The organism is Pseudomonas sp. RSB 5.4 (assembly GCF_037126175.1).
GTDB classification, from domain to species: Bacteria; Pseudomonadota; Gammaproteobacteria; order Pseudomonadales; family Pseudomonadaceae; genus Aquipseudomonas; species Aquipseudomonas fluorescens_H.
The window spans coordinates 614,811-641,585 of record NZ_CP146986.1 but is presented as its reverse complement, the minus strand read 5'-3'; the positions used below and the strand labels follow the sequence as shown (position 1 = coordinate 641,585).

At 61.8% G+C, this 26,775-nt stretch carries 21 protein-coding genes; 10 read left to right on the top strand and 11 right to left on the bottom strand.

The annotated features are described in order from the left end of the window. Positions 1-7: 7 nt before the first annotated feature. Together V9L13_RS02720 and V9L13_RS02715 are read right to left on the bottom strand one after the other, a co-directional pair. Positions 8-541, bottom strand: a complete 534-nt coding sequence (locus V9L13_RS02720) for a spore coat U domain-containing protein (RefSeq protein ID WP_201138164.1) — start codon at positions 539-541, stop codon at positions 8-10. Positions 542-645: 104 nt separating this feature from the next. Next, the gene (locus V9L13_RS02715; protein WP_338801389.1) at positions 646-1,167 is read right to left on the bottom strand and encodes a spore coat U domain-containing protein; all 522 of its coding nucleotides are present in this window, start codon (positions 1,165-1,167) and stop codon (positions 646-648) included. Between the two features lie 286 nt (positions 1,168-1,453). Here V9L13_RS02715 and zapE point away from each other — a divergent pair, with 286 nt between their 5' ends. Both zapE and V9L13_RS02705 read left to right on the top strand, forming a co-directional pair. Beyond that, positions 1,454-2,575 (top strand): cell division protein ZapE, encoded by a 1,122-nt coding sequence (zapE, locus tag V9L13_RS02710; protein ID WP_338801388.1) that lies wholly within the window; start codon positions 1,454-1,456, stop codon positions 2,573-2,575. A 215-nt stretch (positions 2,576-2,790) separates the two neighbouring features. Beyond that, positions 2,791-4,104 (top strand): protein kinase, encoded by a 1,314-nt coding sequence (locus tag V9L13_RS02705; RefSeq protein WP_338801386.1) that lies wholly within the window; start codon positions 2,791-2,793, stop codon positions 4,102-4,104. Positions 4,105-4,227: 123 nt separating this feature from the next. Here V9L13_RS02705 and V9L13_RS02700 read toward each other — a convergent pair whose 3' ends face one another. After that, positions 4,228-4,932: a YebC/PmpR family DNA-binding transcriptional regulator gene (locus V9L13_RS02700; protein WP_003223660.1), complete on the bottom strand. Its 705-nt coding sequence runs from the start codon at positions 4,930-4,932 to the stop codon at positions 4,228-4,230. A 221-nt stretch (positions 4,933-5,153) separates the two neighbouring features. Between V9L13_RS02700 and tssI the strand changes: the two genes are divergently transcribed. Beyond that, entirely contained in the window at positions 5,154-6,539 is a 1,386-nt protein-coding gene (gene tssI / locus V9L13_RS02695; RefSeq protein ID WP_338801385.1) for a type VI secretion system tip protein TssI/VgrG, read from the top strand. Positions 6,540-7,065: 526 nt separating this feature from the next. Here tssI and V9L13_RS02690 read toward each other — a convergent pair. Then, on the bottom strand, positions 7,066-8,457 hold the full coding sequence (locus V9L13_RS02690; RefSeq protein WP_338801384.1) for an FAD-dependent oxidoreductase: 1,392 nt from the start codon (positions 8,455-8,457) through the stop codon (positions 7,066-7,068). 70 nt (positions 8,458-8,527) lie between these two features. Then, complete coding sequence (locus tag V9L13_RS02685; protein WP_103521220.1) at positions 8,528-9,853, bottom strand: MFS transporter; 1,326 nt, start codon at positions 9,851-9,853, stop codon at positions 8,528-8,530. Positions 9,854-10,123: 270 nt separating this feature from the next. On the opposite strand from V9L13_RS02685, the gene V9L13_RS02680 reads away from it, so the two are divergent. Next, positions 10,124-10,996 (top strand): LysR family transcriptional regulator, encoded by an 873-nt coding sequence (locus tag V9L13_RS02680; RefSeq protein ID WP_103486580.1) that lies wholly within the window; start codon positions 10,124-10,126, stop codon positions 10,994-10,996. 121 nt (positions 10,997-11,117) lie between these two features. On the opposite strand, the gene V9L13_RS02675 is transcribed toward V9L13_RS02680, so the two are convergent. Beyond that, a complete protein-coding gene (locus V9L13_RS02675; RefSeq protein WP_338801383.1) occupies positions 11,118-11,978 on the bottom strand; it encodes a LysR substrate-binding domain-containing protein in 861 nt (286 codons plus the stop codon). A 113-nt stretch (positions 11,979-12,091) separates the two neighbouring features. On the opposite strand from V9L13_RS02675, the gene V9L13_RS02670 reads away from it, so the two are divergent. The 3 genes from V9L13_RS02670 to V9L13_RS02660 all read left to right on the top strand — a co-directional run bounded on the left by V9L13_RS02670 (position 12,092) and on the right by V9L13_RS02660 (position 14,920). Next, positions 12,092-13,201 (top strand): 2-aminoethylphosphonate--pyruvate transaminase, encoded by a 1,110-nt coding sequence (locus V9L13_RS02670; protein ID WP_338801382.1) that lies wholly within the window; start codon positions 12,092-12,094, stop codon positions 13,199-13,201. 145 nt (positions 13,202-13,346) lie between these two features. Continuing rightward, the gene (gene phnX, locus V9L13_RS02665; RefSeq protein ID WP_027614594.1) at positions 13,347-14,174 is read left to right on the top strand and encodes a phosphonoacetaldehyde hydrolase; all 828 of its coding nucleotides are present in this window, start codon (positions 13,347-13,349) and stop codon (positions 14,172-14,174) included. A 197-nt stretch (positions 14,175-14,371) separates the two neighbouring features. Further along, entirely contained in the window at positions 14,372-14,920 is a 549-nt protein-coding gene (locus tag V9L13_RS02660; RefSeq protein ID WP_103486576.1) for a cytochrome b, read from the top strand. A 160-nt stretch (positions 14,921-15,080) separates the two neighbouring features. Here V9L13_RS02660 and V9L13_RS02655 read toward each other — a convergent pair whose 3' ends face one another. Next, positions 15,081-16,007 carry a pyridoxal-phosphate dependent enzyme gene (locus V9L13_RS02655; protein ID WP_338801381.1) on the bottom strand — a complete coding sequence of 309 codons (927 nt, stop codon included), beginning with the start codon at positions 16,005-16,007 and terminating at the stop codon, positions 15,081-15,083. A gap of 227 nt (positions 16,008-16,234) precedes the next feature. Next, entirely contained in the window at positions 16,235-18,271 is a 2,037-nt protein-coding gene (locus tag V9L13_RS02650; protein ID WP_103486574.1) for an NADPH-dependent 2,4-dienoyl-CoA reductase, read from the bottom strand. A 206-nt stretch (positions 18,272-18,477) separates the two neighbouring features. On the opposite strand from V9L13_RS02650, the gene V9L13_RS02645 reads away from it, so the two are divergent. Beyond that, entirely contained in the window at positions 18,478-19,608 is a 1,131-nt protein-coding gene (locus V9L13_RS02645; RefSeq protein ID WP_338801380.1) for a nitrilase-related carbon-nitrogen hydrolase, read from the top strand. A 3-nt stretch (positions 19,609-19,611) separates the two neighbouring features. Then, a complete protein-coding gene (locus V9L13_RS02640; RefSeq protein ID WP_003223644.1) occupies positions 19,612-20,652 on the top strand; it encodes an AraC family transcriptional regulator in 1,041 nt (346 codons plus the stop codon). Positions 20,653-21,040: 388 nt separating this feature from the next. Here V9L13_RS02640 and V9L13_RS02635 read toward each other — a convergent pair whose 3' ends face one another. Together V9L13_RS02635 and V9L13_RS02630 are read right to left on the bottom strand one after the other, a co-directional pair. Then, positions 21,041-21,928 carry a DUF2242 domain-containing protein gene (locus V9L13_RS02635; RefSeq protein ID WP_338801379.1) on the bottom strand — a complete coding sequence of 296 codons (888 nt, stop codon included), beginning with the start codon at positions 21,926-21,928 and terminating at the stop codon, positions 21,041-21,043. Between the two features lie 92 nt (positions 21,929-22,020). Continuing rightward, a complete protein-coding gene (locus V9L13_RS02630) occupies positions 22,021-22,920 on the bottom strand; it encodes a LysR family transcriptional regulator (RefSeq protein ID WP_338801378.1) in 900 nt (299 codons plus the stop codon). 120 nt (positions 22,921-23,040) lie between these two features. Here V9L13_RS02630 and V9L13_RS02625 point away from each other — a divergent pair, with 120 nt between their 5' ends. Beyond that, entirely contained in the window at positions 23,041-24,237 is a 1,197-nt protein-coding gene (locus tag V9L13_RS02625; RefSeq protein ID WP_338801377.1) for an MFS transporter, read from the top strand. Positions 24,238-24,833: 596 nt separating this feature from the next. On the opposite strand, the gene V9L13_RS02620 is transcribed toward V9L13_RS02625, so the two are convergent. Then, the gene (locus V9L13_RS02620; RefSeq protein ID WP_003223636.1) at positions 24,834-26,705 is read right to left on the bottom strand and encodes a SurA N-terminal domain-containing protein; all 1,872 of its coding nucleotides are present in this window, start codon (positions 26,703-26,705) and stop codon (positions 24,834-24,836) included. Positions 26,706-26,775 lie beyond the last annotated feature (70 nt).

Here is a 26,775-nt window from a genome sequence, read left to right as displayed (position 1 = left end):
TACGGGGTTACCAGTCGAGCGTCACCGTCAGGGTGTCGGTATAGACCCCTGCCGGAACCGCGCGGGTATTCGCCACCACCGAGCCAAATACCGGAATGGGTATCTGCGCACCGCTGGTGACAGCGAAATTGTGCTGTTGGCCAATGCTGTAGCTCTGGCTGCCGGAAGCATCCAGATAGAGTTGATAAGGGATGGTCTGGCGACCATTGCTCAGGCGCCGGGTATTGCCATCACCGTGGGTACCACCGTTGATGGTGACGGTGAAACCGGTGACCGATGGGTTGCAGGCAACATTGAGTCTGCCGCTGCTGTCAGCGTCGAGACTGGCCTTGATCGGCGCAGTCCAAGTCGGCCCCTGCAGCCCGAAATCGAGGGAGCCGAGATTGCCGACCGGGGTTCCAGGACTGGATCCGTTGGTGACTTCGCACCCGGCAATCAGGATCAGCCGCGCATGTATCTGCCCACTCACCGCCGCCTGTGCGTCGTCAGCGAGCAACAGCAGCGTAGCCGTGGCGATGACCATCCAGTGTTTGCCTGTCATTGCGCCCTTCCTACTCCTTCAGGATGCCTGCGAAACTCGCGTCCATCATTGAACGCCCCTTCCCTGCGCAACCCGCCTCCAGCGGATTGCCTGAAATCCTGCACTCACCAGGTCACGGTGACCTTGACCAGATCCGAATACCGATTGACCTGTGGCACCTGCGCCAAGTGCTCGATTCGCCCATACAGCGGCAGCTCCACCGTTCCGGTGTCCGGCACCCGACCGCTGACCGGCACGTCCACCACCAGCGGCACCCGCCGCGCCGCGTCCTGATACAGCCGGTAAGGAATCGGTTGGCTCCCCGCCGCCCCCACCATGTAGCGAACCTCGCCGACCCCGCCATGCAGACCGCCGTCGACACGCAGTTGATACGGCGTGTCGGGGTTGCACTCCAGGCGCGGCAAGCGCTGGTTGGTCAGCGCCGCACCCAGTGGCCCGGCCGGATCATCGAGGCGCGCCGTGCTGCCGAAATCCAGCACGCCCAGTTGTTCGATACCCGCCTCGCGCTGCTGGCCGATCAGTTGGCAACCGCGCTGCACGTCAACGCGAACCTCGACCTGAAGCTCCGCCGCGTATACCGAGCCCCCAAGCCACCCGAGCAGGGCCACCACCACACGTGTAATCACTGCCTCATTCCTTGTGAGGGAACACCCGGATGACGTTACTGTGTTTCAGGTTAGCAACGGTCGACGAATCCGCCAGTCGATTGGATCCATGGATCTGCCGGGATATGTTTCGAAAGTTTGGCAACACGGCGAATTACATCGCTGAAAAAAGCTATACGCCCCGCACAAAGTTGTTCAGTTATCGCCCACAGTCGACGAACCGCGATGGAAGCTCGGCGCAGCCTCTGGTTACACTACGTCGCCGCGCTCCCGGGCGCCGGTCTGATGAACACGGAGTGACTGCACAGTGCCCTCTCGAGCGCCCAAACGATCGCCACTGGCCCCGCGCTGGTCGGCGTTGCGCCGCTGGTTCGCCAAAGGCAGGCCAGCCAACGCCGGGCATGACGCCATTGCCCGCTCGATCCACGAATACTTCCGGCAAAAGGCCCATGGTCAGGGTTACACCCTCAGCCACAGCCAGCAGCGGGTGATTGATTGCATGGCACAGCAGGCCAGCCTGTTGTTCGGCGCCAGCGCGCAAACGCCGCCGAGCCTGTACCTGCATGGTGCGGTCGGACGCGGCAAGAGCTGGCTGCTCGACGGTTTTTTCCAGGCACTGCCGACCACGCAGAAGCAGCGTGTGCATTTCCATGCGTTCTTCGCCCGGCTGCATCAGGGCATGTTCGACCATCGCGAACAGGACGATGCCCTCGCCGTCACCCTCGACGAGCTGTTGGACGATTGTCGGGTTCTGTGTTTCGACGAATTTCATGTGCATGACATCGGCGATGCGATGCTCATTACCCGCCTATTCAAGGCCTTGTTCCAGCGCGGCATTCTGTTGCTGGTAACCTCCAACTATCCGCCGGAAGGCTTGCTGCCCAACCCGCTCTATCACGCGCGTTTCAAACCGGTGATCGATTTGATCAACGCGCGAATGCAGGTCATGGAAGTCGGCGGCCCCCACGATTACCGCAGTCAGGCGAGCAATCATGCGCATCAGTTGTTCACTCAAGGCCACTATGTGTGGCCGGCCACCACGACCCAGCGCCAGGCCTTGAACCTGCCGCCGCAGGGTGCGCCGGCCATTACCTTGCCGGTGGGCACCCGGCACTTTCAGGCACGTCTGTGCGAGGGCCGCACCGTCGGCTTCACGTTCAACGATGTGTGTGAGCAAGCGACGGCGGTGATGGATTATCTGGAACTGTGTCGGCGCTTCGACCGCTGGATCATCGATGATCTGCCGGAACTGGATGAGTGCTCGATTGCCGCGCAACAACGCTTCATCAACCTGATCGACGTACTCTACGACCAGGACAAACACCTGACTCTGCTTAGCCGCTTGCCACTGCGCGAGGCGCTCGGCGGCAATGCCATCGACCTGGCGCGCACACGCAGCCGTTTGGGGCAGTTGCAGGAAATCCACTGAGCCCATTGATCACCATTGTGGGAGCGGGCTTGCTCGCGAAAGCGGAGTGTCTCTGACAAATCACTGATTGACAGGACGCCTTCGCGAGCAAGCCCGCTCCCACCGAGGATCAGGGTGTTGTCCAGGTTCAGATCAGTGCAAATTCCGGCTTTGCCGCTATCATGTCGCCCATTCCGAGCGCTCGGCGCTTCTTTCCCTGGACAGTGAACACCTACATGCACACCCTTGCTCAATTGCGCGCCGGCGAGTTGTCGGGCATTACCCGGCTTGATCTGTCTTGCGGTCTGACCGAGTTTCCCCGCGAAATTTTCGAGCTGGCCGACACGCTGGAGGTACTCAACCTCAGCGGCAATGCCTTGAGCAGCCTGCCCGACGACCTGCATCGCCTGACCCGAATGCGCATTCTGTTCTGCTCGGACAACCACTTCACCGAGGTACCAGCCTGTGTCGGCCAATGCACGGCGCTGACGATGATCGGCTTCAAGGCCAACCGCATCAGCCACGTGCCGGGCGCAGCACTGCCGCCGCTGCTGCGCTGGTTGATCCTGACCGACAACTGCATCGAAACCCTGCCGACCGAACTGGGTGAGCGTCCTTACCTGCAAAAACTGCTGCTGGCCGGCAATCGCCTGCAAACGCTGCCAGCCTCCATGAGCCAATGTCACCGTCTGGAGCTGATCCGCATCGCCGCCAACCGCTTGCGCGAACTGCCGCAATGGTTGCTGACCCTGCCAAGCCTGACCTGGCTGGCCTATGCCGGTAATCCGCTGGAAACCGAAGCCGACGCCGCCGCGCTGGAAGCCACGCCGCTGATCGACTGGTCGGCGCTGCGTCTGGAGCAACGCTTGGGCGAAGGCGCTTCGGGGGTGATTTCCCGGGCATTGTGGCAGCGCGCCGACGGCTCGCAGGTGGCGGTCGCAGTGAAGCTCTATAAAGGTGAAATGACCAGCGACGGGTCGCCGCTGCACGAGATGAACGCCTGCATCACCGCCGGCCTGCACCCGAACCTGATTCGCGTGGAGGGCCGCATTCACGATCATCCTGACGGCCAACATGGCCTGGTGATGCAACTGATCGATCCGAGCTTCCGTAACCTCGCGGCATTGCCAAGCCTGGCCAGTTGCTCGCGGGATGTGTATGCCGAGGATTGCCGGTTCAGTGAAGAGGTGGCGTTGAACATTGCCCGAGGCATCGCTTCGGCGGCTGAACACCTGCATCAACAGGGCATCACCCACGGCGATCTCTACGGCCACAACATTCTGTTGAACGATCAGGGCGATTGCTTGCTGGGGGATTTCGGCGCGGCGTCGTTCCATGCCACCACCGACAACCCGGAAACCCGGGCGCTGCAACGCATCGAAGTGCGGGCGTTCGGGATTCTGCTCGGGGAATTGCTGGCGCGCATCGACTCAGGGTTGAGCGATGAGCGGCGCGAGCGGCTGCAAGCGCTGGAACAGCGTTGCTGTCAGCCGGATGTGCTGGCGCGACCGGGGTTCAGCGAAGTGATCGAGGTGCTGGAAAAGCTGTAACTGACGCAAATCCTGTGGCGAGGGCGCTTGCTCACGCTGGACGGCAAAGCCGTCCCAAAAACAACGACTGCTGGGCAGCCGAGCGGGAGCAAGCTCCCTCGCCACAGTTATCTTTGCAACAGATCAGCCCGCCAGACCAACAAACATGTCCTGCACATCGTCATGGTTGTCGAGGCCTTCCAGGAACGCTTCAACTTCAGCCATCTGCTCGGCACTCAGGCCGCTGACCGGGTTCTTCGGCTGGTAGCCGAGTTTGGCCGACAGCACAGTGAAACCTTGCTCAGGCAGGGCCTTCTGTACGGCGTCGAGGTCGGTCGGATCGGTCAGGAACAGGGTCGCGCCCTCTTCGCCCGGTTCGAAGTCCTGGGCACCGGCCTCGATCGCGGCCATTTCCGGATCGGCGTCCGGGGTGTCCGGCGCAGCTTCGATCATGCCGACGTGGTTGAAATCCCAGGCCACCGAACCGGAAGCACCCAGTTGGCCCTTACGGAAGGCCACGCGAATTTCTGCGACGGTGCGGTTGATGTTGTCGGTGACGCACTCGACGATCAACGGAACCTGATGCGGCGCGAAACCTTCGTACGTCACGCGGTGGTACTGCACGGTTTCGCCCAGCAGGCCGGCGCCTTTCTTGATGGCGCGGTCCAGGGTTTCCTTGGGCATCGAAGCTTTCTTGGCCTGTTCGACCACCAGACGCAGGTGTGCGTTGGTGGCGGTATCGGCACCGTTGCGGGCAGCGATGGTGATTTCTTTCACCAGTTTGCCGAAGATCTTGCCCTTGGCGTTGGCTGCCGCTTCTTTGTGTTTAACCTTCCACTGTGCGCCCATTACTCACTCTCTTGATCTGTGGCGCCGAGACATCTATTGGCCGACGCGTGGCGCCAAGTTTATACGGCCTAAAGTTGGCAATCGACCAAAAATATTCATTGTTGAATCGACATCTTCACCACACCTTGTAGGGCGATTCTGAAAACCACACTAGCCATGACCATTCGTGCTCGCGTTTTCGTACCCTCTGCCGTCCGTATTGCCCCACAGAGCCCGTACGAATGCTCAATGACAAGGAAAGCCCTTTCACCCTGACCCTGAGTGACGGCCAACTGTGCCTGCCGGTGCTGCGTTTCAGCGGCAAGGAGGCACTGAATCAGCCTTTTCGTTTCGAGATTGACGTGATCGGCCTGGCCCCCGCCCTGCCGCCGGGAAGCCTGCTGCGCCAACCGGCGTTCCTGCGTCTGGGCGTCGATCACGGGATTCATGGCCTGATCCACAGCGTCAGTTGCGAACATCGCGCCAGCCACCGTATCGGCTACCGGCTGACGCTGGTCCCGCATCTGCTGAGTCTGGAGCAGTCGCCGCGGCGCCGGGTCTTCGTGCAAGCGAGTGTGCCGACGATCCTCGCGCAATTGCTCGGCGAACATGAACTGCCGGCGGACAGTTACCGGATCGAGATGAGCGTCGGCCAATACCCACCAAGGGAATTTTGCCTTCAGTTCGAGGAAAGCGACCTGGCCTTCATGCAACGACTGTGTGAGGAGGAAGGCATTCACTATCACTTCGAACATCGCCCGCAGGGGCATGTCGTGGTGTTTGCCGATGACAACCTGAGCCTGCCGCAGGAACCATTGCCCGTGCCGTTTGCCGTGACCGACGACACGCCGCCACCGCGCATCAGCACCCTGTTGCAACGCCATGACGCGACACCCGTCATGGCCGCGCACAGCATTCGCAACCGGGGCCAGGAGATCAGCGCCGCAGACGCGGCCAACCACCCCGTGCCCGCGCTCACACCGTTGAACCTGTCGGGCGAACAGCGCCACGCCGAACAACGCAGCCGTCGTCACCTGCAGCGCCAACGCTGCCAGTCGCGCACGATCCGGGGCAGCTGCGATTGCAGTGCACTGCGCAGCGGCCATCTGCTGCAGATCAGCGGGCACCCGATCAATGCCTTCAACGAACAATGGCTGATCACCGAACTGCACCATCAAGGTCAGCACCCTTCGATTCTTGATCCGACTACGGGTGTGCATCGCTACCAAAACGACTTTACTGCCCTGCCTTGGTCGAGCGATTTCCGCCCGCCTCTGGCACAGCCACGTCCGAACATCGGCGGCTATCACCTGGCGCAAGTGCTGGGATCGCCCGGCCAGCCAGCGCCACTGGACGATCGCGGGCGCATCGGCGTCAGCCTCTGGCCGACGCAGACCGCTGAGTCTGCATGCCTGTGGCTGCCGATCGCGCTGACCGGCGCCGGCCAACTCGCCGCCCACCAGTTACCCCGCGCCGGCAGTGAAGTGTGGGTGAGCTTCCTCGACAGCGACCCGGATCGACCGATCCTCTGCCTCGCCAACCCGCGGCCCGCGCCACCGACCCAAACGCCGCCACCGCGCGACAGCAGCCTGTTGCTCGATTGGCTGCTCCATGGCGCCGATCCGTAAGCGCCGCAGAGATTGAAATGAGTACAGCGGCCGGAACCTGGTTGGCTGGAAGGTTGCTATCGCGAGCAGGCTCACTCCTACAGTGGGAATAAGTCTGTTCAGTTAGAGAATGGTCGGCTGTCAGGCCGCCATCGCCAGCAGGCTGGCTCCTACAGCTCAGAGAGCGTGCCCCGCATGCGGCGAAGCCGCCCCACTTAACACAATGAGCGTTAGCTCGAGTAAAGCTTTTGATCTCAGGGCCCGTCGGCAGGCTGAGTGGAGGGATTTATCCGGGGGTGGGAGCGCAGCGACCGTTTGGCGCAGCCAAACACAGCGAGAGGAGGTGCAGCGAAGCAAACCGTAGGCGCTGCCCCCCGGATGAATCCCGGAGCGAAGGAACCCGAGCCCAGGCGAGGGCCGAACGTCAGGGCATAGACCTTTTGGTTACTTTTGGGGCGTTTGCCAAAAGTGACCCGCCGTAAGGGCGGAACCTTAGGAGGCCGTTACCGCAACAACGGATATGCCCCCATAAATCAAAGCCCCCCAATCACCCCTTGTCAGCCTTCCCCGCCGCCGCCGCAAACCTCGCCAACCGCACATCCAGATGCCGCGGCCGCCGCCCATGATCCTCAGCCCGCTCCTTGCGCCGAATCGCATTACGCACCATCAACGACCCCAGATAACGAATCGGCTCCGGCGGAAAATACCCCAGCGGCCCATTCACCAATGGCGAACGGGTCCAAGGGTTATCAAGCCCCTGCACCAACGAAGCGAGAATCTGCCCGCCCATGTGACACGGCCCGACACCACTGCCGGAATAACCAAAACCATAAAACACATTGCCACTGGCACTCATCTGGCCAAAAAACGGCAACCCGGTCACCGAGCGATCCGACGGCCCATTCCAGGTCGCATCGACCTTGACCTCGGCAAACGCCGGAAAAAACTCCCCAAGGCTGCGCTTGAGCAAATCCGCATAGGGCGACGGCTGATCAAACACCGGCAACATCCGCCCACCAAAAGCGAAGGTGTTACCCCCCTTGCCAAGCATGATCCGGCCGTCCGGCGTGTTGTGGTAGTAGTGCACGAAAATCCGCGAATCGAGCACCGTGACGCCGCTGGTCAAACCGATGTCCTGCAACAGATCCGGGCGTGGCTCGGTGATCAGCATGTCGCTGGAAACAATCGCCACGCTGCGCTCGAACTGCGGGAACGCGCGGGCCATCCACGCGTTCATCGCAAGCACCACCCGGTCAGCAATCACACTGCCGCCGGCGGTGTGAATACGCGCCGGGCGACCTTCTTCCAGGCCGGTCATCGCAGTGTTTTCATGGATCTTCACGCCGAGCTGCAACGCCACCCGGCGCAGGCCGCGCACCAGTTTGCCCGGTTGCACACTGGCAGCTGCCGGCGAGAACCAGCCCTCCAGGTGCTTGCTGGAACCGGCCATGCGCTGCACATCGGCCACCGGCCGCTGGCTGAACGAGTTGATGCCCTGCCGCTCCAGCGCCGCGATCACTGCGTCAGTCGAGCCGACCTGCGCCTTGTTTGTAGCGGTGTACAGCGTGCCGTCGATACGGTAATCGGCCTCGACGCCGTACTGTTCGCAGAACGCGCCGATGGCGTGGATGCTGCGCTCGGATTCCTTGACCAGACGTACCGCCTCCTCGACGCCGAACAGCCGCTCGAGGGTGAAATACTTGGCTGACCACGACAACGCACAACCGCCGTTGCGCCCGCTGGCACCGGCGCCGCAGATGTCGGCTTCGATCAGCAGCACATCGAGTTCAGGGTTCTGCTGCTTGAGCATGATTGCCGTCCACAACCCGGTGTAGCCGCCGCCGACGATGCACACGTCGGTGCGCACTTCGCCTTGCAGCGGTAGGCACGTTGCGGATGGATCGGCCTGCAAGGCCTGTTCGAGCCAAAACGGTCGCATGGGATTCTCCAGTCAGATGGCCACGATACAGCCTGCCGCGAGCGCCGCAGCAGGCCGCGAGGCAAGGGTTTCAGTTACGCAGGGGTTTGATGGTCAGCGGGCAATTGGGGATGGACGCGCGCGGTTCCATCACCCCGACCGGGCGGCTGTTCCAGTGCGGAATCAGCACCAGCGCCGAGAACAATGCGCAGCCGGCGAAGACGATGAACACCGTCACCGAATCGAAGTAGCCCGGCAGCAATCCGCCGAGCACTGCGCCGACCGAGCCGCAGCCGTTGACGAAACCGGCCGCGGTGGCACCGGCCTTGGCCTTGCCGAAGTCGATCGCCGCCGCGCCGCTGATCATCGAGTCCGGCCCGTACAGGGTCAGGCCCATGACAAACAGCAGCGCCACCACCAGCATCACGCTGCCGGTGTGCAACGCGCCCATGAACAGCGCCAACGTCACGGTCAGGGCCAGCAGGCTGAGGACGCAGGCCGGCATGCGCCGGGCGCCGAACAGTTTGTCCGAGGCCATGCCGATCATGATCGGCCCGAGCAGACCGGCCAGTTCGAACGAGGTGGGAATGATCGCCGCGCCGACCTTGCCGACACTGGGCATCTGTTCGAAGACAATCACCGGGCCCCACAGCAGAATCGCGTAGCGCGCCGGTTTCAGCATGAAATAAGCCAGGCCCAGCACCAGCACCGTGCGATTGCGCAGGATTTCCTTCAACGGCTCCCAGACGCTGAGTTTGCTGTTGGCTTCGGTCTCTGCCGCACTCAATTCCGGCTCCGGCTCCACCGCTGGCAAGCCGACGTCTTCCGGTTTGTTGCGCTGGAATATAAAGAACAGCACCGCCACCGCCGCCACTACCGCCGCACTGGAAATGAACGCCGCGTGCCAGGTGCCCATCAGCGTATACGCCCACCAGCCGGCGAACGGCGAGGCCACCAGACCGCCAAACGCGTAGCAGGAACTCCACAGACCGAGTACCCGCCCACGCTGTTCGGCGGGGAAGAAACTGCCGAGGTTCTTGCACAGCCCGGACCAGCCAGTGGACTGCGCCAGGCCCTGAATCAACATGCAAGTGGCGAAGATCGGCAGCGTGGCGAAGCTGCCCATCACCAGTGCCGCACCCGCGGAAATCAACAGCCCGCCGAGCACCACAACCCTTGGGCCAAAGCGGTCGGCGAGCATGCCCCAGGTGAATTGGCCGATGGCGTAGGCCGCCAGATAGATCGCATCGAGGTTGGCCATGGCCATCTTGTCGAGCATGAACGTCGGGTCTTCGGCGATGCCCAGTTTGGCCACCGAAAACGCTTTGCGGGTGAAATAGAAAGCGGCGTACGCGAGCCAGGTGATAGCGAAAATCTGCATGCGCCAACGCGCAATGGTGCCGATGTGCTTGTTCATTGTGGTTCTGACCTCAGGGTGTGAGTGTGCCGGCAGAATCGTTAAGTAAACGCCTGTGTTTTTTATTGTTGAGCACGGCGCCAGCGCCCCATCCCTGATGGCGATAGCGGTCAGATGAGTCCTGTTGTTGCACGCACAGGCTCATCGCCAACCCTGCTGTCCGAACAGACAGGCAGCGATGGCGTGAGCGGATCAAAGCAATTACTGTTTAATAAATAAAATCGATTTATCGTATTTCACACATAAGCTCAGCTTGTTACTGGAGGCTGCATGTCGGTGTCCCACGCCCAGCTCAAAGCCTTTCACGCCGTGGCTGTCCACGGAAGCTTCACCAAAGCCGCCGAACGGCTTTTTCTCACACAACCGGCGATTTCCGACCAGGTGCGCAAACTCGAGGAACGCTTTGGCGTGTTGCTGTTTCACCGCAACAAGCGTTCGGTGCGCCTGACCGATCTCGGTGAGCGTCTGCTGGCGATTACCCAACGGCTGTTTGTGATCGAGGCTGAGGCACAGGAGTTGCTGCAGGATTCCCGGGCCTTGCAAACCGGCAGCCTGATTCTGGCAGTGGATGCGCCGGTGCATGTGCTGCCGCAGATCGCGCGGTTTTGCGAGCGCTACCCGGGGATCAGCGTGAAGATCGAAACCGGCAACACCGATGAATCGCTGTTTCGCCTGTTCAACTATCAGGCCGATCTGGCGCTGCTCGGGCGCGATGTCACTGATGAGCGCCTGCTGTGCGTGCCACTGCGCAACGACCCGATGGTGGCGTTCGTTTCGCGCCATCACCCGTGGGCCGAGCGTGAGTCGATCTGCCTGGCCGATCTCGACGACACGCCGCTGGTGCTGCGCGAACACGGCTCGGTGACCCGGCAGACCCTGGAAGAAGAAATGGCCCGCGCCGGGTTCCGTATTCGCCCGGCGATTCAGGTCGAGGGCCGGGAAGCCGCGCGTGAGGCGGTGGTGGTGGGAATTGGTGTGGGGGTGGTGTCGGCGGCGGAGTTTGGCGCGGATTCGCGAGTCTGCGCGTTGCCGATTACCGATTGCACCCGGCGATTGACCGAGACGCTGGTGTGCTTGCGTGAGCAGAGTTCGCGGCGGGTGGTGGCGACGTTTCTCGATATGGTGCGCGAGAGCCTTGCGTAAACAGGTCTGGCCCCTTCGCGAGCAAGCTCGCTCCCACAGGGTTCTCGGTCGTTCACACATTATGTACACGCCACAATACCTGTGGGAGCGAGCTTGCTCGCGAATGACGCGCCGCGAATTGTCAGACTGTCGTCAGACCAAAGAACGCCTGAATCAAGCGCAACTCCCGCCGCCGCTCCATGCACCCGATCATGTGCCGATTGACCAACCCGTCCCCGACAATCGGAATCGCCACTACCCGCGGGTCATGGCTGACCTCCACCGAAGACACCACACCTACCCCCAGCTCCGCCGCCACCGCTTCGGTCACCGCCTCGCGACTGTCCAGCTCCAGCAACACTCGCGGATGCACCGCCGCCTGCATGCAGGCCTGATCAAAGGTGCGCCGGGTGATCGAACTCGGCTCGCGCAGCACCATGATCACCTGATCCAGCTCCTTGAGTTTTAGTTCGCCAGCACGCTGCGCCCACGTATGCCCGGCGGGCACCAGCGCGCAGATCCGCGATTCGCTCAAGGCTTGCAGGTGCAGGCCCTTGCGCGGTTCGACCTCGGTCAGCACCGCCACGTCCGCATGCTCGGATAGCAGCGCGGCGAGAGTTTCCTGCGCATTGCCCAGACGCAGATTCACCGTGATCCCCGGATAACGTGCGCGCAGGCTGGCGAGCATCGGCATGACCATGTGCGGACCGTCCGCCGCCACCTCCAGACGCCCGGTGAGCAACTGGCGGTTGGCCTCAAGCATGGTCTGCGCTTCTTCGGCCAGACCGAACATGGCGCGGGTGATCGCCGCCAGTTTGGTGCCCTCCTCGGTCAGTTCCACCCGGCGTGCCGTACGGCGCAACAAGGTGATCTGGTAGTGCTCCTCCAGCGCCTTGATGTGTCCGGTGACCGCCGGCTGGCTGATAAACAAGCGCGCAGCGGCGCGAGTGAAGCTGCCTTCCCGGGCCACGGCGTCGAAGGCACGCAGCTGGAACAGATTCATGAATAACCCTCACTGATGGCTGGCATAACAACAAACAATTTGATTGATGCAGCGGCGAATTGCAACGTATGCCCCGTAGCTTCATCCCACAGCGCTTTCGCGAGGACACACGAATGAGTACTGCCGCCCCCATCCTGCTCACTCCCGGCCCGTTGACCACCTCGGCGCGCACCCGCCAGGCAATGATGGTCGACTGGGGGTCATGGGATGACCGCTTCAATCAACTGACCGCCAGCCTCTGCGAGCAACTGCTGGCGATCCTCAACGGCGCTGCCACTCACCACTGCGTGCCGTTGCAGGGCAGCGGCACCTTCGCCGTCGAAGCTGCCATCGGTACCCTGGTGCCGCGTGACGGTAAAGTCCTGGTGCTGATCAACGGCGCCTATGGCAAGCGTCTGGCGAAGATCTGCGAAGTGCTCGGCCGCTCGTTCAGCACCTTTGAGACTGCCGAAGACGAACCGACTACCGCCGCCGACGTCGATCGTCTGCTGCGCGCCGACGGCGACATCACCCACGTTGCGCTGATTCACTGCGAAACCAGCACCGGCATCCTCAACCCGTTGCCGGAGATCGCTGACGTCGTTGCGCAACACGGCAAGCGCTTGATCATCGACGCCATGAGCTCGTTCGGCGCACTGCCGGTGGACGCGCAAAAAGTGCCGTTCGACGCGCTGATCGCCGCCTCCGGCAAGTGTCTGGAGGGCGTGCCGGGGATGGGTTTCGTCTTTGCTCGCAAACAATCACTGGCCGCAGCCGCCGGCAACTCGCACTCGCTGGCGATGGACCTGTACGACCAGCACAGCTACATGCAGAAGACCGGTCAGTGGCGCTTCACCCCGCCGACCCACGTGGTCGCGGCGCTGCACGAAGCGCTGCTGCAATACAACGAAGAAGGTGGCCTCCCCGCTCGCCATGCGCGCTACGCCGCCAACTGCCAGGCGCTGATGGAAGAGATGGGCAAGCTCGGGCTGCGCAGCTTTCTGCCGGCGGCGATCCAGGCGCCGATCATCGCCACCTTCCATGCCCCGAAGGACCCGCGCTACCAGTTCAAGGACTTCTACGAACGGGTCAAGGCCAAGGGTTACATCCTCTACCCCGGCAAACTGACTCAGGTCGAAACCTTCCGCGTCGGCTGCATCGGCCACGTCAGCCCGGACGAAATGCGCCAGGCCGTCGCGGCAGTGGGTGAAGTGCTGCGCGAGATGGAAGTCCTCGAGATCTGAACAACACCCTAATCCCCCTGTGGGAGCGGGCTTGCTCGCGAAAGCGGTTGAACATTCAACATTAATGTCGACTGACACAACGCCTTCGCGAGCAAGCCCGCTCCCACAGTTTTGAACCGTATTGCCAACTCAGGAATTGATTGCCATGAACTACACGAACCCAAGCAAACTGCAAGCCGCCATCCTCGACTGGGCCGGCACCGTGGTCGATTTCGGCTCGTTCGCGCCAACGCAGATCTTCGTCGAAGCCTTCGCCGAATTCGATGTGCAGGTGTCCATCGAAGAGGCGCGTGGCCCGATGGGCATGGGCAAGTGGGACCACATCCGCACCCTGTGCGATCAGCCGCAAGTGGCCGAGCGTTATCGCAAAGCGTTCGGCCGCACCCCGACCGATGACGACGTCACCGCCATCTACAACCGTTTTATGCCATTGCAGATCGAAAAGATCGCCGAACACTCGGCGCTGATTCCCGGCGCACTGGAAACCATCGCCAACCTGCGCCAGCAAGGGATCAAGATCGGCTCCTGCTCCGGCTATCCGAAACAGGTGATGGACAAGGTCGTGGCCCTCGCTGCCACTAATGGCTACGTCGCCGACCACGTGGTTGCCACCGACGAAGTACCAAATGGCCGTCCATGGCCGGCCCAGGCCCTGGCCAACGTGATCGCCCTGGGCATCGACGACGTCGGCGCCTGCGTGAAAATCGACGACACCGTGCCGGGCATCCTCGAAGGCCGTCGCGCCGGGATGTGGACTGTGGCGCTGATCTGCTCGGGCAACGCGCTGGGCCTGGATTACGCGGGCTACCGTGCATTGGGTAGCGACGAACTGGCCAGTGAACGCAAACGCATTCACGCGCTGTTCGCCGATTCGCGTCCGCACTACATGATCGACACCATCAGCGACCTGCCGGAAGTGATTGCCGATATCAACAAGCGCCTGGCCAACGGTGAAATGCCACAATCGAGCTGATCGCCGCTGCGTTAAAAGAAAAAACGCCAGTGTCTTCGTGACACTGGCGTTTTTTTATGAAAAAGCAGCACAACACCTGATTCAGCGCATTAAAAGACCGATCAGCATCAGGCAAATCCGTCAAAGCGGATTACAGTTAAAGCATGCCGTCGCACAAGAACGGCACGCAGCGACTCTGATCCGTGAGGAAATACCGTATGCCGTGGACAAGTTCCGAATCCCGCTACAGCACCGTGTCCGTGCTGCTGCATTGGCTGATGCTGGTCCTGTTGATCCTGGTGTATGCCAGCATGGAGTTGCGCGGGATCTTTCCCAAGGGCAGTGGCGGCCGCTCGCTGATTCGCGAAGTGCATTACATGCTCGGCCTGACCGTGTTCGTGCTGGTGTGGTTTCGTCTGGTGGCCCGCAGCATCGGCCCGGCACCGAAAATCTTCCCGGCGTCCCCCCAATGGCAGACCTTGCTGGCGCGGGTGATGCACTGGCTGTTGTACCTGTTCATGATCAGCATGCCGATCCTCGGCTGGCTGATCACCAGCGCCGAGGGGCATCAGGTGATGTTCTACGGCTTCGATCTGCCACTGCTGGTCAATGAAGACAAGGCTTTCGCCAAGCAGGTGGAACACTGGCACGTGTTGATCGGCAACATCGGCTACTGGCTGATCGGCCTGCATGCGCTGGCGGGGCTGTATCACCATTATGTGGTCGGCGATAACACCCTGTTGCGGATGATGCCCAAGCGCAATTGAACATTGGTTCAGTGACATGCCCTGTGGCGAGGGAGCTTGCTCCCGCTGGGCTGCGCAGCAGACCCAAATTCTGAAAATGCGGACAGTCAGGCAGAACACTGTCGCTGGACTTGCGACGGCTGCGCCGCCGAGCGGGAGCAAGCTCCCTCGCCACATAAGTTCAACTGCAGGAACTGAATCCGCGGCGCCCCTGCAAGCCGCCGGTATGCACGAAGATCAGCCGCGTGCCGTGCTCGAACCTGCCCGCTTCAACCTGCTGCTTCAGCGCCAATAACGCCTTGCCGGTGTACAGCGGCTCCAGCGGAACGCCGCTACTGCGCTCAGTGCTGTCGATGAATTCAAGCAACTGTGCATCAACCTTGGCGAAACCACCCCGGCTCGCGTCGAACAGCGCGTAGTCCACCGCAACCTGCCCCGCCTCCTGAACAATCGCCTCAACCTGCGGCGCCACGCCATGATCCTCCGGCACCGCCAGCGCACCGTACACCGGATGCTCTCCCGCCTCGGCGAGCACCAGCCCTGCCAACGTCGTCCCGGTGCCGCAGGCCAGCCACCAGCCGTGATAATCGCTCCAGCCCAATCCGGCCAATTGCGCGTTGACCTGCGCCTTCAGCGCCGCACAACCGAGCGCCCCGGGCAATCCGCCGCCGCCCTCCGGCACCGCATGAAGGTCCGGATACTGTGTCTGCCACGGCTGCCAGAACCCCGGCGCATGCCGATCCCGATAGCCGCCAAACCCCAGCCAGTGCAGTTGCATGCCGAACGCCTGCAAATCTGCAACCGTGGGCGTCTGCTGCGGATGCCCGCGCAACAGGCCGACTGTTTTGAAGCCCAGACGTTTGCCCGCCGCTGCGAGCGCATGCAGATGATTGGAATGCGCGCCACCAAGACTGATGATGCCTCGCGCCCCGGCGCGATCGGCGGCCTTGAGGTGCTCAACGAGTTTGAACCACTTGTTGCCACTGACCAGCGGGTCGATCCGGTCCAGACGCAGGATGGCGACCTCGATACCGGCGGCGCTGAGCCAGTCGAGCTGAAGTCGTTCGAGGGGGGCTTGGGGTAGCCAGTTGGCGGGAGGAAGAAGCATGGCCGAATGATCATTCTGGACTGAGCCGGCATTCTAATCGCTCACAGGACGCCATCGCGAGCAGGCTCACTCCTACAGGCTCCGCGCCATGCATAAATTCTGCGAACACCACAAATCTACTGTGGGAGCGGGCTTGCTCGCGAAGGCGTCGTGTCAGTCGACATGTGTATTGGCTGACACTCCGCTTTCGCGAGCAAGCCCGCTCCCACATTGGAGATTTGTGGGGCTTAGAGTTCAGCAGCCAGACGCGAACCCTGATTGATCGCGCGCTTGGCATCCAGCTCCGCCGCCACATCGGCGCCGCCGATCAGGTGCACGTTCTGCCCCGCCGCCACCAGACCGTCCTGCAGCTCACGCAGCGGATCCTGGCCGGCGCAGATCACGATGTTGTCCACTGCCAGCACTTGCGGCTCGCCGGTTTCGCCGATACGGATGTGCAGGCCTTCGTCGTCGATCTTCAGGTATTCGACGCTGTTGAGCATCTGCACCTGCTTGTTCTTCAGGCCAGTGCGGTGAATCCAGCCGGTGGTCTTGCCCAGACCGTCGCCGACCTTGGTTTTCTTGCGCTGCAACAGGAACACTTCACGGGCCGGTGCATGCGGCGCCGCTTTGATCCCGGCCACGCCACCACGGGCTTCCAGATTCGTGTCGATGCCCCACTCTTTCCAGAACGCGGTGCGATCCAGACTGGTGGCCACGCCTTGGTGGACAAGGAATTCCGAGACGTCGAAACCGATACCGCCCGCGCCGATCACCGCCACGCGTTTGCCCACCGGTTTGCGCTCGAGGATCACGTCCAGGTAGCTCAGCACCTTGGCATTTTCGACACCCGGAATCGCCGGCACACGTGGCGCGATGCCGGTGGCGAGGATGATTTCGTCGTAACCGCCCTCGACCAGTTTCGCCACGTCAACGCGAGTGTTCAGGCACACCTCGACATGGGTGGTCTGCAGCTTGCGCTTGAAGTAGCGCAGGGTTTCGAAGAACTCTTCCTTGCCCGGCACACGCTTGGCGATGTTGAACTGGCCACCGATTTCGCTGGCCGAATCAAACAACGTCACCTGGTGCCCGCGCTCGGCGGCCACGGTCGCGGCGGACAGACCGGCAGGGCCGGCACCGACCACCGCGATCTTCTTGATCTGCTGCACCGGCAGGTAGTTGAGCTCGGTTTCGTGGCAGGCACGCGGGTTGACCAGGCAACTGGTGAGTTTGCCGCCGAAGGTGTGATCGAGGCACGCCTGGTTGCAACCGATGCAGGTGTTGATTTCATCGGCGCGACCTTCCGCGGCCTTGTTGACGAAGTCCGGATCGGCGAGGAACGGCCGCGCCATCGAGACCATGTCGGCATCGCCTTCAGCGAGGATCTGCTCGGCGATTTCCGGGGTGTTGATGCGGTTGGTGGTAATCAGCGGAATGCTCACCGAGCCACGCAGTTTGGCGGTGACCTTGCTGAACGCGGCGCGCGGCACTTTGGTGGCGATGGTCGGAATGCGTGCTTCGTGCCAGCCGATGCCGGTGTTGATGATGGTCGCGCCGGCCTGCTCGATGGCTTTGGCCAGGGTCACGATTTCTTCCCAACTGCTGCCGCCCTCGACCAGATCGAGCATCGACAGGCGGAAAATGATGATGAAGTTCGGGCCCACCGCTTCACGTACACGACGGACGATTTCCACCGGCAGGCGCATGCGGTTTTCGTAGCTGCCACCCCAGCGGTCGGTACGGTGGTTGGTGTGCGCGGCGAGGAACTGGTTAATGAAATAACCTTCCGAGCCCATGATTTCCACGCCGTCGTACTCGGCGCTCTGCGCCAGTACCGAACAGGTGACGAAATCGCTGATCTGTTTCTCGATGCCTTCCTCGTCCAGCTCTTTGGGCTTGAACGGGTTGATCGGTGCCTGAATCGCACTCGGCGCGACCTGTTTCGGGCTGTAGGCATAACGCCCGGCGTGGAGGATCTGCATGCAAATCTTGCCGCCCGCTTCATGCACCGCGCGGGTCACGATGCGGTGCTTGAGCGCTTCTTCCTCGGTGGTCAGTTTGGCTGCGCCGGAGTACACGCCGCCCTCATCGTTCGGGCCGATACCGCCGGTGACCATCAGGCCGACACCACCCCGGGCGCGCTCGGCGAAGTACGCCGCCATGCGTTCGAAGCCGCCCGGTTTTTCTTCGAGGCCAGTGTGCATCGAACCCATCAGGGTGCGGTTGCGCAGCGTGGTGAATCCCAGGTCCAGCGGGGCCAACAGGTGCGGGTAATGGGCGGTCATCGGTAACTCCACAACGGGCGATCACGGAAATTGCGGGAGCTCTGCGTCCCCCGTCAGTCATGTTCGACAGACTAAGAGTCGCACTGCTGTCACTCAATGACCGAAACTGACAACTTATTGATCCAAATGCGCAGCGCCCCTTGGCAAGCGCCGGCATGCGCCCTACCCTAGTCGCCACACCCTGTACCCGGCTGTTGTTGGTTTTCATGCGCAAACTTCTGTATCTGTTTTTCTCCATGGCCATCGTTGCCGCCCTGAGCACCTACGCCATGTGGGCGGCGGACCGGCCGGCGGGGCATTACCTGTCGGACCTGCGCATCAAACTGGCGGTCGATCAGGGCACCCCAGCTGATCGAGGCAATCTGCTGGGCATCCAGCCGGAACTGTTCCCTACCGACTACCAGAGCCCCGAGCGCCTGCACCGCAAATTCGCGGCCTATCTGCAGCAAGCGCAGGATCAAGGATTGCTCAACGAAAAAACCGTAGTCGTCCTGCCCGAGCATGTCGGCACATGGCTGATGATCAGCGGCGAGAAAGACGAGCTGTACCAGGCCCCGACTCTCGTCGAAGCGATGAACTGGCTGGCGGCGAGCAATCCGTTGCTGTTCGCCCGCGCCTGGCTCACTGCCAAGGGCGAAAATCGCCTCGACGACGCGCACCTGCGCATGAAGTCCAAAGTCATGGCCAAGGATTACCAGGCGCTGTTCGGCGGGCTGGCCAAAGAATTCCACGTGACCTTGGTGGCCGGTTCTATCGTCTTGCCCGAACCGAGCATCCGCGACGGCCAGCTCAAGCCCGGCAGCGGCGCGCTGTTCAACAGTAGCGTGGTGTTCGGCCGTGATGGTGTGCCGCTGGGCCAGCCCCAGCGGCAGATGCACCCGATCTTCGAACAGCGTGACGTGATCAATAGCGAAGACGAGCATGCGATCAACGTGATCGAGACCCCGGCCGGGCGTCTGGGTGTGCTGATCGGCAGCGACAGCTGGTACCCCGACAACTATCGCCGACTCGACGAGCAAGGCGCGCAACTGGTGGCGGTGCCCGCCTTCGTCGTCGGTCACGACGCCTGGAATCAGCCGTGGGCCGGCTACAAGGGTTCGAGCACAGCGGGTTCGGTCAGCCTCAAGCCCGGGGAAATCAGTGAGGGTCAGGCCTGGCATCGCCTGACGCTGACCGCGCAGCCGCCGAGCAGTCGCGCGATTGCTGGGATGAGTGTGTTCCTGCGCGGCCAGTTCTGGGACAAGCCTGGTTCGGGACAAAGCTTCCTCAGCAGCAACGGCCAGCAATTCGCCGATGGTGAAGCCCGTGGTGCGCGTCTGCTGAACATCTGGTTGTAAGCCATGAAACCAATGCCGATGCGCCTTGGGGATCTGTCGGTTGGCTTCGTCCACAGCCTTGCCGATGCCGTGCGCAGCCATGGCGTCGACCCGCAACCGCTGCTGGAACAATACGGGCTGGACGCCGCTCGACTGGCCGAAGCCGGCGCGCGGCTGTCGATCCCGCGCTACATGCGTCTGGGGCACAGCGCGATTCAGTTGACCGGCGACCCGGCACTTGGCTTGCGCATGGGTCTGCTCAGTCGTTTGAGTCAGGCTGGGCTCGCCGGGGTCACCGCCGCTCAGGCGCCGACCGTGCGCGAGGCCGCCCGTTGCCTGATCCGCTTCGAGCCGTTGTACGGTTCCAACTATCGCGGACAGTCGAGTTTTCATGAAGACGCGAATGGCGCCTGGCTGCGCTTCTATTCGATCAGCCCGTACAACGCCTATAACCGCTTTGTGGTGGATTCAATCATCGCTGGCTGGCTGCATCAGCTGTCCAGCGTCGGCCGCGAGCAACTGCGAGCGGAACGCATCGAAATCGAATTTGACGAGCCAACCTATCGCGACGCCTACAGCGTGCTGGGCGACTGTCCGCTGCAGTTCGGCGCCGAACGCAATCAACTGCGCTTAAGCCTCACCAGCCTCGCTCAGCGCAACCCGGAGCACTGCCCGAGCACCTGGAAGCATTTGCTCGCGTTGTGCGAACGGGAGCTGGAGCAATTGACCCGCACCCGCAGTCTGCGTGAACGCATCACTCAGCTGTTGGGGCCGTTGCTCAATGGTGGCCGGGAACCCGACCTGGAAGAAGTGGCGGCGCGTCTGAAGCTGCCGACCTGGACGTTGCGGCGCAAACTGGCCGAGGAAGGCACGCAGTTTCGCGCGATCCTCAATGACACCCGCCGTGATCTGGCGATGACCTACATCCGCGACACCGAACTGGCGTTCGGCGAAATTGCCTACCTGCTGGGCTTTGCTTCAGCCGAGGCGTTTCAGCGCGCTTTCAAACGCTGGAGCGGTCAGACCCCTGGCGAGTTTCGCCGCAGTCACCGCAAAACCGCCTGACGCCTTACAGCTCGGTGGCGTCTTCTGCCGGTTCTGGCTGATCGAGTTCAAAGGCCTGGTATTCGAGCAGTTCTTCTTGATAGTCATCCATCGTGTCATCCCCCTGCTGCTCGCTTGAAAAATAGCCCGGTCAACTGACCAGTGCTTCGAGCATAACGTGCCCGTGTGAAGGAAAAGTGAAACCCTTCCTTCATGAAATAAAACGTAGCAGGTGGTCAGGAATTTATCGCGGGATTTTTGTCGGGGGAATGTAACGAGATTTGAGTACACCACAAAACAAATGTGGGAGCGGGCTTGCTCGCGAAAGCGCAGTGTCAATCGACATATACATTGACTGACACTCCGCTTTCGCGAGCAAGCCCGCTCCCACAGGAGGGCTGCGCGCAGCTTATTGCATTGCCGGAATCGGCTCGGACGGCGGCGGGATATTGGTCGGGTTGGCCGGCGGCGTGATCGTTTCGGTAGCCGGAGCAGGTTCAGCACTCGGTGCCGGGGTGATCGGCGCGGGCTCCGCAGGCGGCACCACGGGTTCGGAACCCACTGGCGTCGGTGCAACCGGGGCCGGCGCCGGGGTCGCTGCTGGGGCTGCCGGCGCGGTGGTCTGGGCTGGCTCGACAATCCCGGCTGGCGGCGGTGCAGGCGTTGTCTCTACCGCCGGTGCCGGGGTAGCCGGCGCTACAGCGGCAGGCTTCGGCTCCGGCACGCCGAGGTCGGTCTTGGGTTTTTCTTCGATGTGTGCGGCCTTCTTCGCATCCGCCGGCAGGAACAGTTCGACCAGGGTGAAGAATCGCTCGTAGAACTTCTGCGAGGTCACGGTCTCACTGGCGACCTTGACCATCGAATCATCGGAGGAACCGATCGGCATCGACACCGAACCCAACACGCCGACTCCGAGACTGGCGGAGTTGTTGGTCTTCTTCAGCGCGTAGCGATCCTGCAAGGCGTTGGCGAACACTGTGGCATGGTGCTTGGCACTGCCATCTTCGGCGCACACCACGTTGAAGCTGATCTCCAGATGGGTTTCACCGGTCTGCTGGAAGCTCTTGTGGCCACTGACCAGTTTCGGGTCGCTGCTGGTGATGATGTAGCCCTGGCTGAGCAGCGCACGACGGGCCGCCTCGCAACTGGCGACATCGGCAACCGGGTAATTGCGAGAATACGTACCGGAATCGTCGAAATTCTCATGCTCATAGATCGGCTTGTCTTTCGAACAGCCGGCCACAGCGGTCAACAACAGCGCCAACCCAACGACACGCATGGGAGTTGAAATCAACATTAAACATCCTGAGGGAAAACGGTCCGGGGCGTATTGTGCAACAGATCGCGGCCCCGCGGCGCACGGATTAGTGTCTTAAAACAGTTACAACTTTACCGAGGATGAGCGTCGGGAAAAAGCCGCGTCGATAAATGATCGATAAATACCCGCAATTTGGCGGTTGCATGGCGGCTCGACGGCCACAACACCCAGAACTGACCGACGTGTTGCAGTTGAGCATCCAGCACCCGTTGCAAGCGCCCCTGCGCCACTGCCTCATGGGTCATGAAGTCCGGCAGGCAGGCGATGCCCATGCCGGCAATGGCTGCATGGCTGACAGCTTCGATAGAGGTGCTGACCAGTCGGGTCGGCAGACGCGCTTCAAGTGCGCTTTCCTCGCGGATCAACGGCCACGGCTCCAGCTTGCCGGTGGCATGAAAGGTATGCCGCAAACAGGCGTGATCCGCCAGATCGGCCGGAATCTGCGGCATGCCACGTTGCTGCAGATAAAGCGGGCTAGCCACCAGCACCATGTGAAACTCGCCCAAGGGCCGCGCCATCAGCCGTGAATCCCGAGGCTTGCCGGTGCGAATCACTGCGTCGAAGCCCTCCTCGACCACATCGACCATGCGATCGGTCAGGTCCAGATCCAGCTCGATCTGCGGGTACAGCGCCATGAACTCGTTCATCACCGGCATCACCAGCCCATGCACCTGCGGCAGGCTGATACGCAACTTGCCATGGGGTTGCGACGCGGAATTGCACAGTTCGAACTCGGCGGCTTCCACCTCGGCGAGAATCTTGCGACAGCGCTCGAGGAACAGCGCGCCCTCGCTGGTCAGGGTGATGCTGCGAGTCGTGCGATGAAACAGCCGCACGCCAAGTCGCGTCTCCAGCCGCGCGATACTTTTGCCGACCGCCGAAGACGAAACGCCCTGCAGCCGCCCCGCTTCGGTAAAACTGCGGGTCTCGGCAACCTGCACAAACACCGAAATACTGCCCAGGCTGTCCATTCCACTCCTCCCATTCACGACATCCGTGTCCGATATGTTCGGAACCGTAACCCATTTTTCTCCAATGCGCAGCGTCCTAGCCTATGGCCTTCATCCCCTTCGGCACATGGACGCTGACTCATGAACGACGCACAACTCGCCTCACCAGGCCCCGACACTGCACTTGAAGAACCCGAACGCTTGCCCCTCGGCGCCCTGCTGGCCCTGGCCACCGCCGGCTTCATCACCGTGCTGACCGAAGCCATGCCCGCCGGCCTGCTCCCACAGATGAGCGCTGGGCTGAATGTCTCGCAAGCGCTGGTCGGCCAACTGGTCACGCTGTACGCCATTGGTTCGATGCTCGCCGCCATTCCGCTGACCATCGCCACCCGCAGCTGGCGCCGGCGCCCATTGTTACTGTCAGCCATCGGCGGCTTCGCCATCGCCAACAGCATCACCGCCCTGTCAGAGCTGTACTGGCTGACCTTGATCGCACGACTGCTGGCCGGGGTCTTCGCCGGGTTGCTCTGGGCATTGCTGGCAGGCTATGCCAGCCGCATGGTTGCGCCCCACCTGCAAGGCCGGGCCATCACCGTCGCCATGCTGGGCGCGCCGCTTGCACTGTCGCTGGGCATCCCGGCGGGAACGTTGCTCGGCACGATGGTCGGCTGGCGCCTGAGCTTCGCGATCATGACCGCACTGACGCTGCTGCTGGTGATCTGGGTGCACTGGCAAGTGCCGGACTTCCCCGGCGAGCGCGTAGGAAAACAACTGCCCCTGCGTCAGGTCTTCACCCTGCCCGGCGTGCGACCGGTACTGTTTGTGACCCTGTCCTACGTGGTTGCTCACAACCTGCTGTACACCTACATCGCACCGTTCCTGCAACCGTCGGGACTGGCCAGCGATATCGACCGGGTGCTGCTGGTGTTCGGCCTCGCCTCAGTGCTGAGCCTGTGGATCGTCGGCAGCCTGATCGACCACTGGCTACGCGAGCTGGTACTGATCAGCACGCTGCTGTTCATGCTCTCCGCCATCGCCTTGGGCCTGTGGCGAGAATCGGCGACCGTGGTCTACATCGCCGTCGCCGTGTGGGGCCTGGCATTCGGCGCGATGCCTTCGCTGCTGCAGACCGCTTCGGCGAAAACCGCTGGAGAGGCTGCTGATACGGCGCAGTCGATGCTGGTAACGCTGTGGAATGTCGGGATCGCCGGCGGTGGACTGGTGGGGGGATTACTGCTGGGGAATCTGGGGGTTGGCGCGTTTCCATGGATTGTTGTGGGGTTGCTGGTTTTGACTTTGTATGCGGCACTCAGGGCGCGGGGGAATGGGTTGGCTTGATTGGGACTGTGAGGGAGTGGGTGGCTGCTAGGCTGCCTTCGCGAGCAAGCCCGCTCCCACAGTGGGGCCGAGTACATCAGTAAGAGGTTGGTCGGCTGTCAGGCCGCCTTCGCCAGCAGGCTGGCTCCTACAGTTTAGGAAGCGTGCCCCGCATGCGGCGAAGCCGCCCCACTCAAATGGCCGAGTGTCAGCTCGCCGAAAGCTCTTGATCTTGCCGTGCCGGCCCCATCGGCAGGCTGAGTGGAGGGATTTATCCGGGGGTGGGAGCGCAGCGACCGTTCGACGCAGTCGAACACATCGAGAGGAGGTGCAGCGAAGCAAACCGTAGGCGATGCCCCCGGATGAATCCCGGAGCGAAGGAACCCGAGCCTAAGCGAGGGCCGAACGCCGGGGCCCAGACTTTTGGTTACTTTGGGGCGTTTGCCAAAGTGACTCGCCGTAAGGGCGAAACCGCCAGCCGCAGCACCCGAAGAACCGGATATTCACCCAATCCACAAGAACATGGTCGGCCCAAAGGCCGCCAAGCCCAAAAACCAAAGTCCAAAAAAAACCCCAACCATAAGGTCAGGGCTTTCCTGTTACCACTCAGTCAAACATCAATACCGCTTGATATCAGCCTGGCTTTCCAACTGCTTACGAAACGCCGCAAAGTCCTGCTGACCTTCACGCGACGCGAGGAAGCGACGGTACTGAGCCTTCTCTTCTTCAGTCGGCGCCACCGCCTCGTTGACACCATTCAGACGCACAATCATCAGACTGCCGTCCTGCAAGGTCACGCTGGTGAACGTCGGTTTGTCCTTGGCCGCCGGTTTCGGCATGCGGAACAACGCCTGCAGCACAGTCGGATCAATGCCTTCCTGAGCACGGGTCGCCGCCGTCACAACCTTCCAGCTCTGGCCATCAACCGCCTTGTCCAGCGGAGTCTTGCCATCACGCAGACTGGCGATCAACTGTTCAGCCTTGGTCTTGGCCGCAGCGCTGGCATGCTCTTTGGTCAGCTGGGCACGAATAGCAGTGTTGACAGCTTCCAGCGGCAGTTGCTCAGGCTTCAGGTGTTCCTTGGCGCGCAGCACGACCACGGTTTCCGGATCCAGCTCAATGCCGGTGCTGTTGGCATTTTCTTCCAGCACTTCCTGGCTGAACGCAGCGGCCACCACAGCACGGTTGGCTGCGATGCCTTCGCCACCTTCCCGGCCGAACGGTTTGGAGGTGTGCACGGTCAGTTTCAGGTCGGCCGCGGGCTGAGCCAGGTCAGACGCTTCGAACGCCGAGTCTTCGAGTTGCTTGGTCGCCTCGACGAAACGCTGCTCGACCTGCTGGGTCTTCAGCTCGCGGGTCAGCTTGTCTTTCAGGCTGGCCAGGGTCGGGACTTCCGGCGCTTCAACACCCAGCAGCTTGATCAGGTGGTAACCGAAATCGGTACGCACCGGCTCGGACACCTGGTCCTTGTTCAACGAGTACAGGGCTTTTTCGAAGGCTGGGTCATAGACGCCAGGACCTGCGAAACCGAGGTCACCGCCATTGTTGGCCGAACCCGGGTCCTGCGAGAACTCCTTGGCCAGCGCTTCGAATTTCTCGCCCTTGGCCAGACGCGCCTGGACTTCTTCGATCTTCGCCTTGGCCTGAGCGTCGGTCGTCTTGTCGTTGACTTCGATCAGGATATGCGCCGCACGACGCTGCTCCGACAGGTTGGCGATCTCTTTCTGATACGCCGCCTGCAGGTCTTCGTCCTTGACCGCAACCTGGTCAAAGAACGAGGACTTCTTCAGCTCGACGTAGTCGACAACCACCTGCTCAGGGGTCATGAACTCCTTGGCGTGCTCGTCGTAGTAGGCCTTGACCTCATCGTCGGTCAACTTGACCGCGGCCGGATCGGCCTTGACGTTCAGCGAAGCGAAGTCGCGAGTCTGTTTTTCCAGACGGGCGAATGCCAGCACTTCGGCGTCGGTGACGAAGCCGCTGCCGGCAACACCGGCGCGCAACTGACCAATCAGCATTTCCTGAGCCAGCATCTGGCGGAATTGCATACGGGAGTAGCCCAGTTGACGGATCACCTGGTCGAAGCGCTCGGAGCTGAACTTGCCGTCCACCTGGAATTCAGGGGTCTGCAGGATCACCTGATCCAGTGCGCCTTCGGAGAAAGCGAATTTCGATTGTTCTGCGCCTTGCAGCAGCAGCTTGCGATCGATCAGGCCCTTGAGGGCCGACTCGCGGAGCATTTTTTCGTCAAGCAAGGAAGCATCGAAGTCCTTGCCCAGCTGTTGCATCAACTGGCGACGTTGCATGTCAACGGCTTGGCTCAGCTCGTTCTGGCTGATTTCTTCACCATTGACCTTGGCCGCATCGTTGGAGTGCGTAGTGGCCTTGAAAATGGCATCGAAACCGGTCAAAGCCATCAGTGCAACGATGACCCCGATAATGGTCTTGGCAATCCAGCCTTGTGAATTGTCCCTGATATTCTGCAGCATGCGTCCCCCAGAAACGGTTGAACTTCAAAAATTAGGCAACCGTGGAGCGTGGGTAGAATCCGGATAGAAG

Bases quoted from the DNA above. Each gene is read 5' to 3' on its own strand.
- V9L13_RS02685 (WP_103521220.1), bottom strand. From the start codon at position 9,853: ATGAACAAGCACATCGGCACCATTGCGCGTTGGCGCATGCAGATTTTC.
- tssI (WP_338801385.1), top strand. From the start codon at position 5,154: ATGCTCAATGACAAGGAAAGCCCTTTCACCCTGACCCTGAGTGACGGC.
- V9L13_RS02650 (WP_103486574.1), bottom strand. From the start codon at position 18,271: ATGACCGCCCATTACCCGCACCTGTTGGCCCCGCTGGACCTGGGATTC.
- V9L13_RS02700 (WP_003223660.1), bottom strand. From the start codon at position 4,932: ATGGGCGCACAGTGGAAGGTTAAACACAAAGAAGCGGCAGCCAACGCC.
- V9L13_RS02640 (WP_003223644.1), top strand. From the start codon at position 19,612: ATGAAACCAATGCCGATGCGCCTTGGGGATCTGTCGGTTGGCTTCGTC.
- V9L13_RS02625 (WP_338801377.1), top strand. From the start codon at position 23,041: ATGAACGACGCACAACTCGCCTCACCAGGCCCCGACACTGCACTTGAA.
- V9L13_RS02680 (WP_103486580.1), top strand. From the start codon at position 10,124: ATGTCGGTGTCCCACGCCCAGCTCAAAGCCTTTCACGCCGTGGCTGTC.
- V9L13_RS02670 (WP_338801382.1), top strand. From the start codon at position 12,092: ATGAGTACTGCCGCCCCCATCCTGCTCACTCCCGGCCCGTTGACCACC.
- V9L13_RS02620 (WP_003223636.1), bottom strand. From the start codon at position 26,705: ATGCTGCAGAATATCAGGGACAATTCACAAGGCTGGATTGCCAAGACC.
- V9L13_RS02705 (WP_338801386.1), top strand. From the start codon at position 2,791: ATGCACACCCTTGCTCAATTGCGCGCCGGCGAGTTGTCGGGCATTACC.
- V9L13_RS02675 (WP_338801383.1), bottom strand. From the start codon at position 11,978: ATGAATCTGTTCCAGCTGCGTGCCTTCGACGCCGTGGCCCGGGAAGGC.
- phnX (WP_027614594.1), top strand. From the start codon at position 13,347: ATGAACTACACGAACCCAAGCAAACTGCAAGCCGCCATCCTCGACTGG.
- V9L13_RS02655 (WP_338801381.1), bottom strand. From the start codon at position 16,007: ATGCTTCTTCCTCCCGCCAACTGGCTACCCCAAGCCCCCCTCGAACGA.
- V9L13_RS02630 (WP_338801378.1), bottom strand. From the start codon at position 22,920: ATGGACAGCCTGGGCAGTATTTCGGTGTTTGTGCAGGTTGCCGAGACC.
- V9L13_RS02720 (WP_201138164.1), bottom strand. From the start codon at position 541: ATGACAGGCAAACACTGGATGGTCATCGCCACGGCTACGCTGCTGTTG.
- V9L13_RS02645 (WP_338801380.1), top strand. From the start codon at position 18,478: ATGCGCAAACTTCTGTATCTGTTTTTCTCCATGGCCATCGTTGCCGCC.
- V9L13_RS02635 (WP_338801379.1), bottom strand. From the start codon at position 21,928: ATGTTGATTTCAACTCCCATGCGTGTCGTTGGGTTGGCGCTGTTGTTG.
- V9L13_RS02660 (WP_103486576.1), top strand. From the start codon at position 14,372: ATGCCGTGGACAAGTTCCGAATCCCGCTACAGCACCGTGTCCGTGCTG.
- V9L13_RS02690 (WP_338801384.1), bottom strand. From the start codon at position 8,457: ATGCGACCGTTTTGGCTCGAACAGGCCTTGCAGGCCGATCCATCCGCA.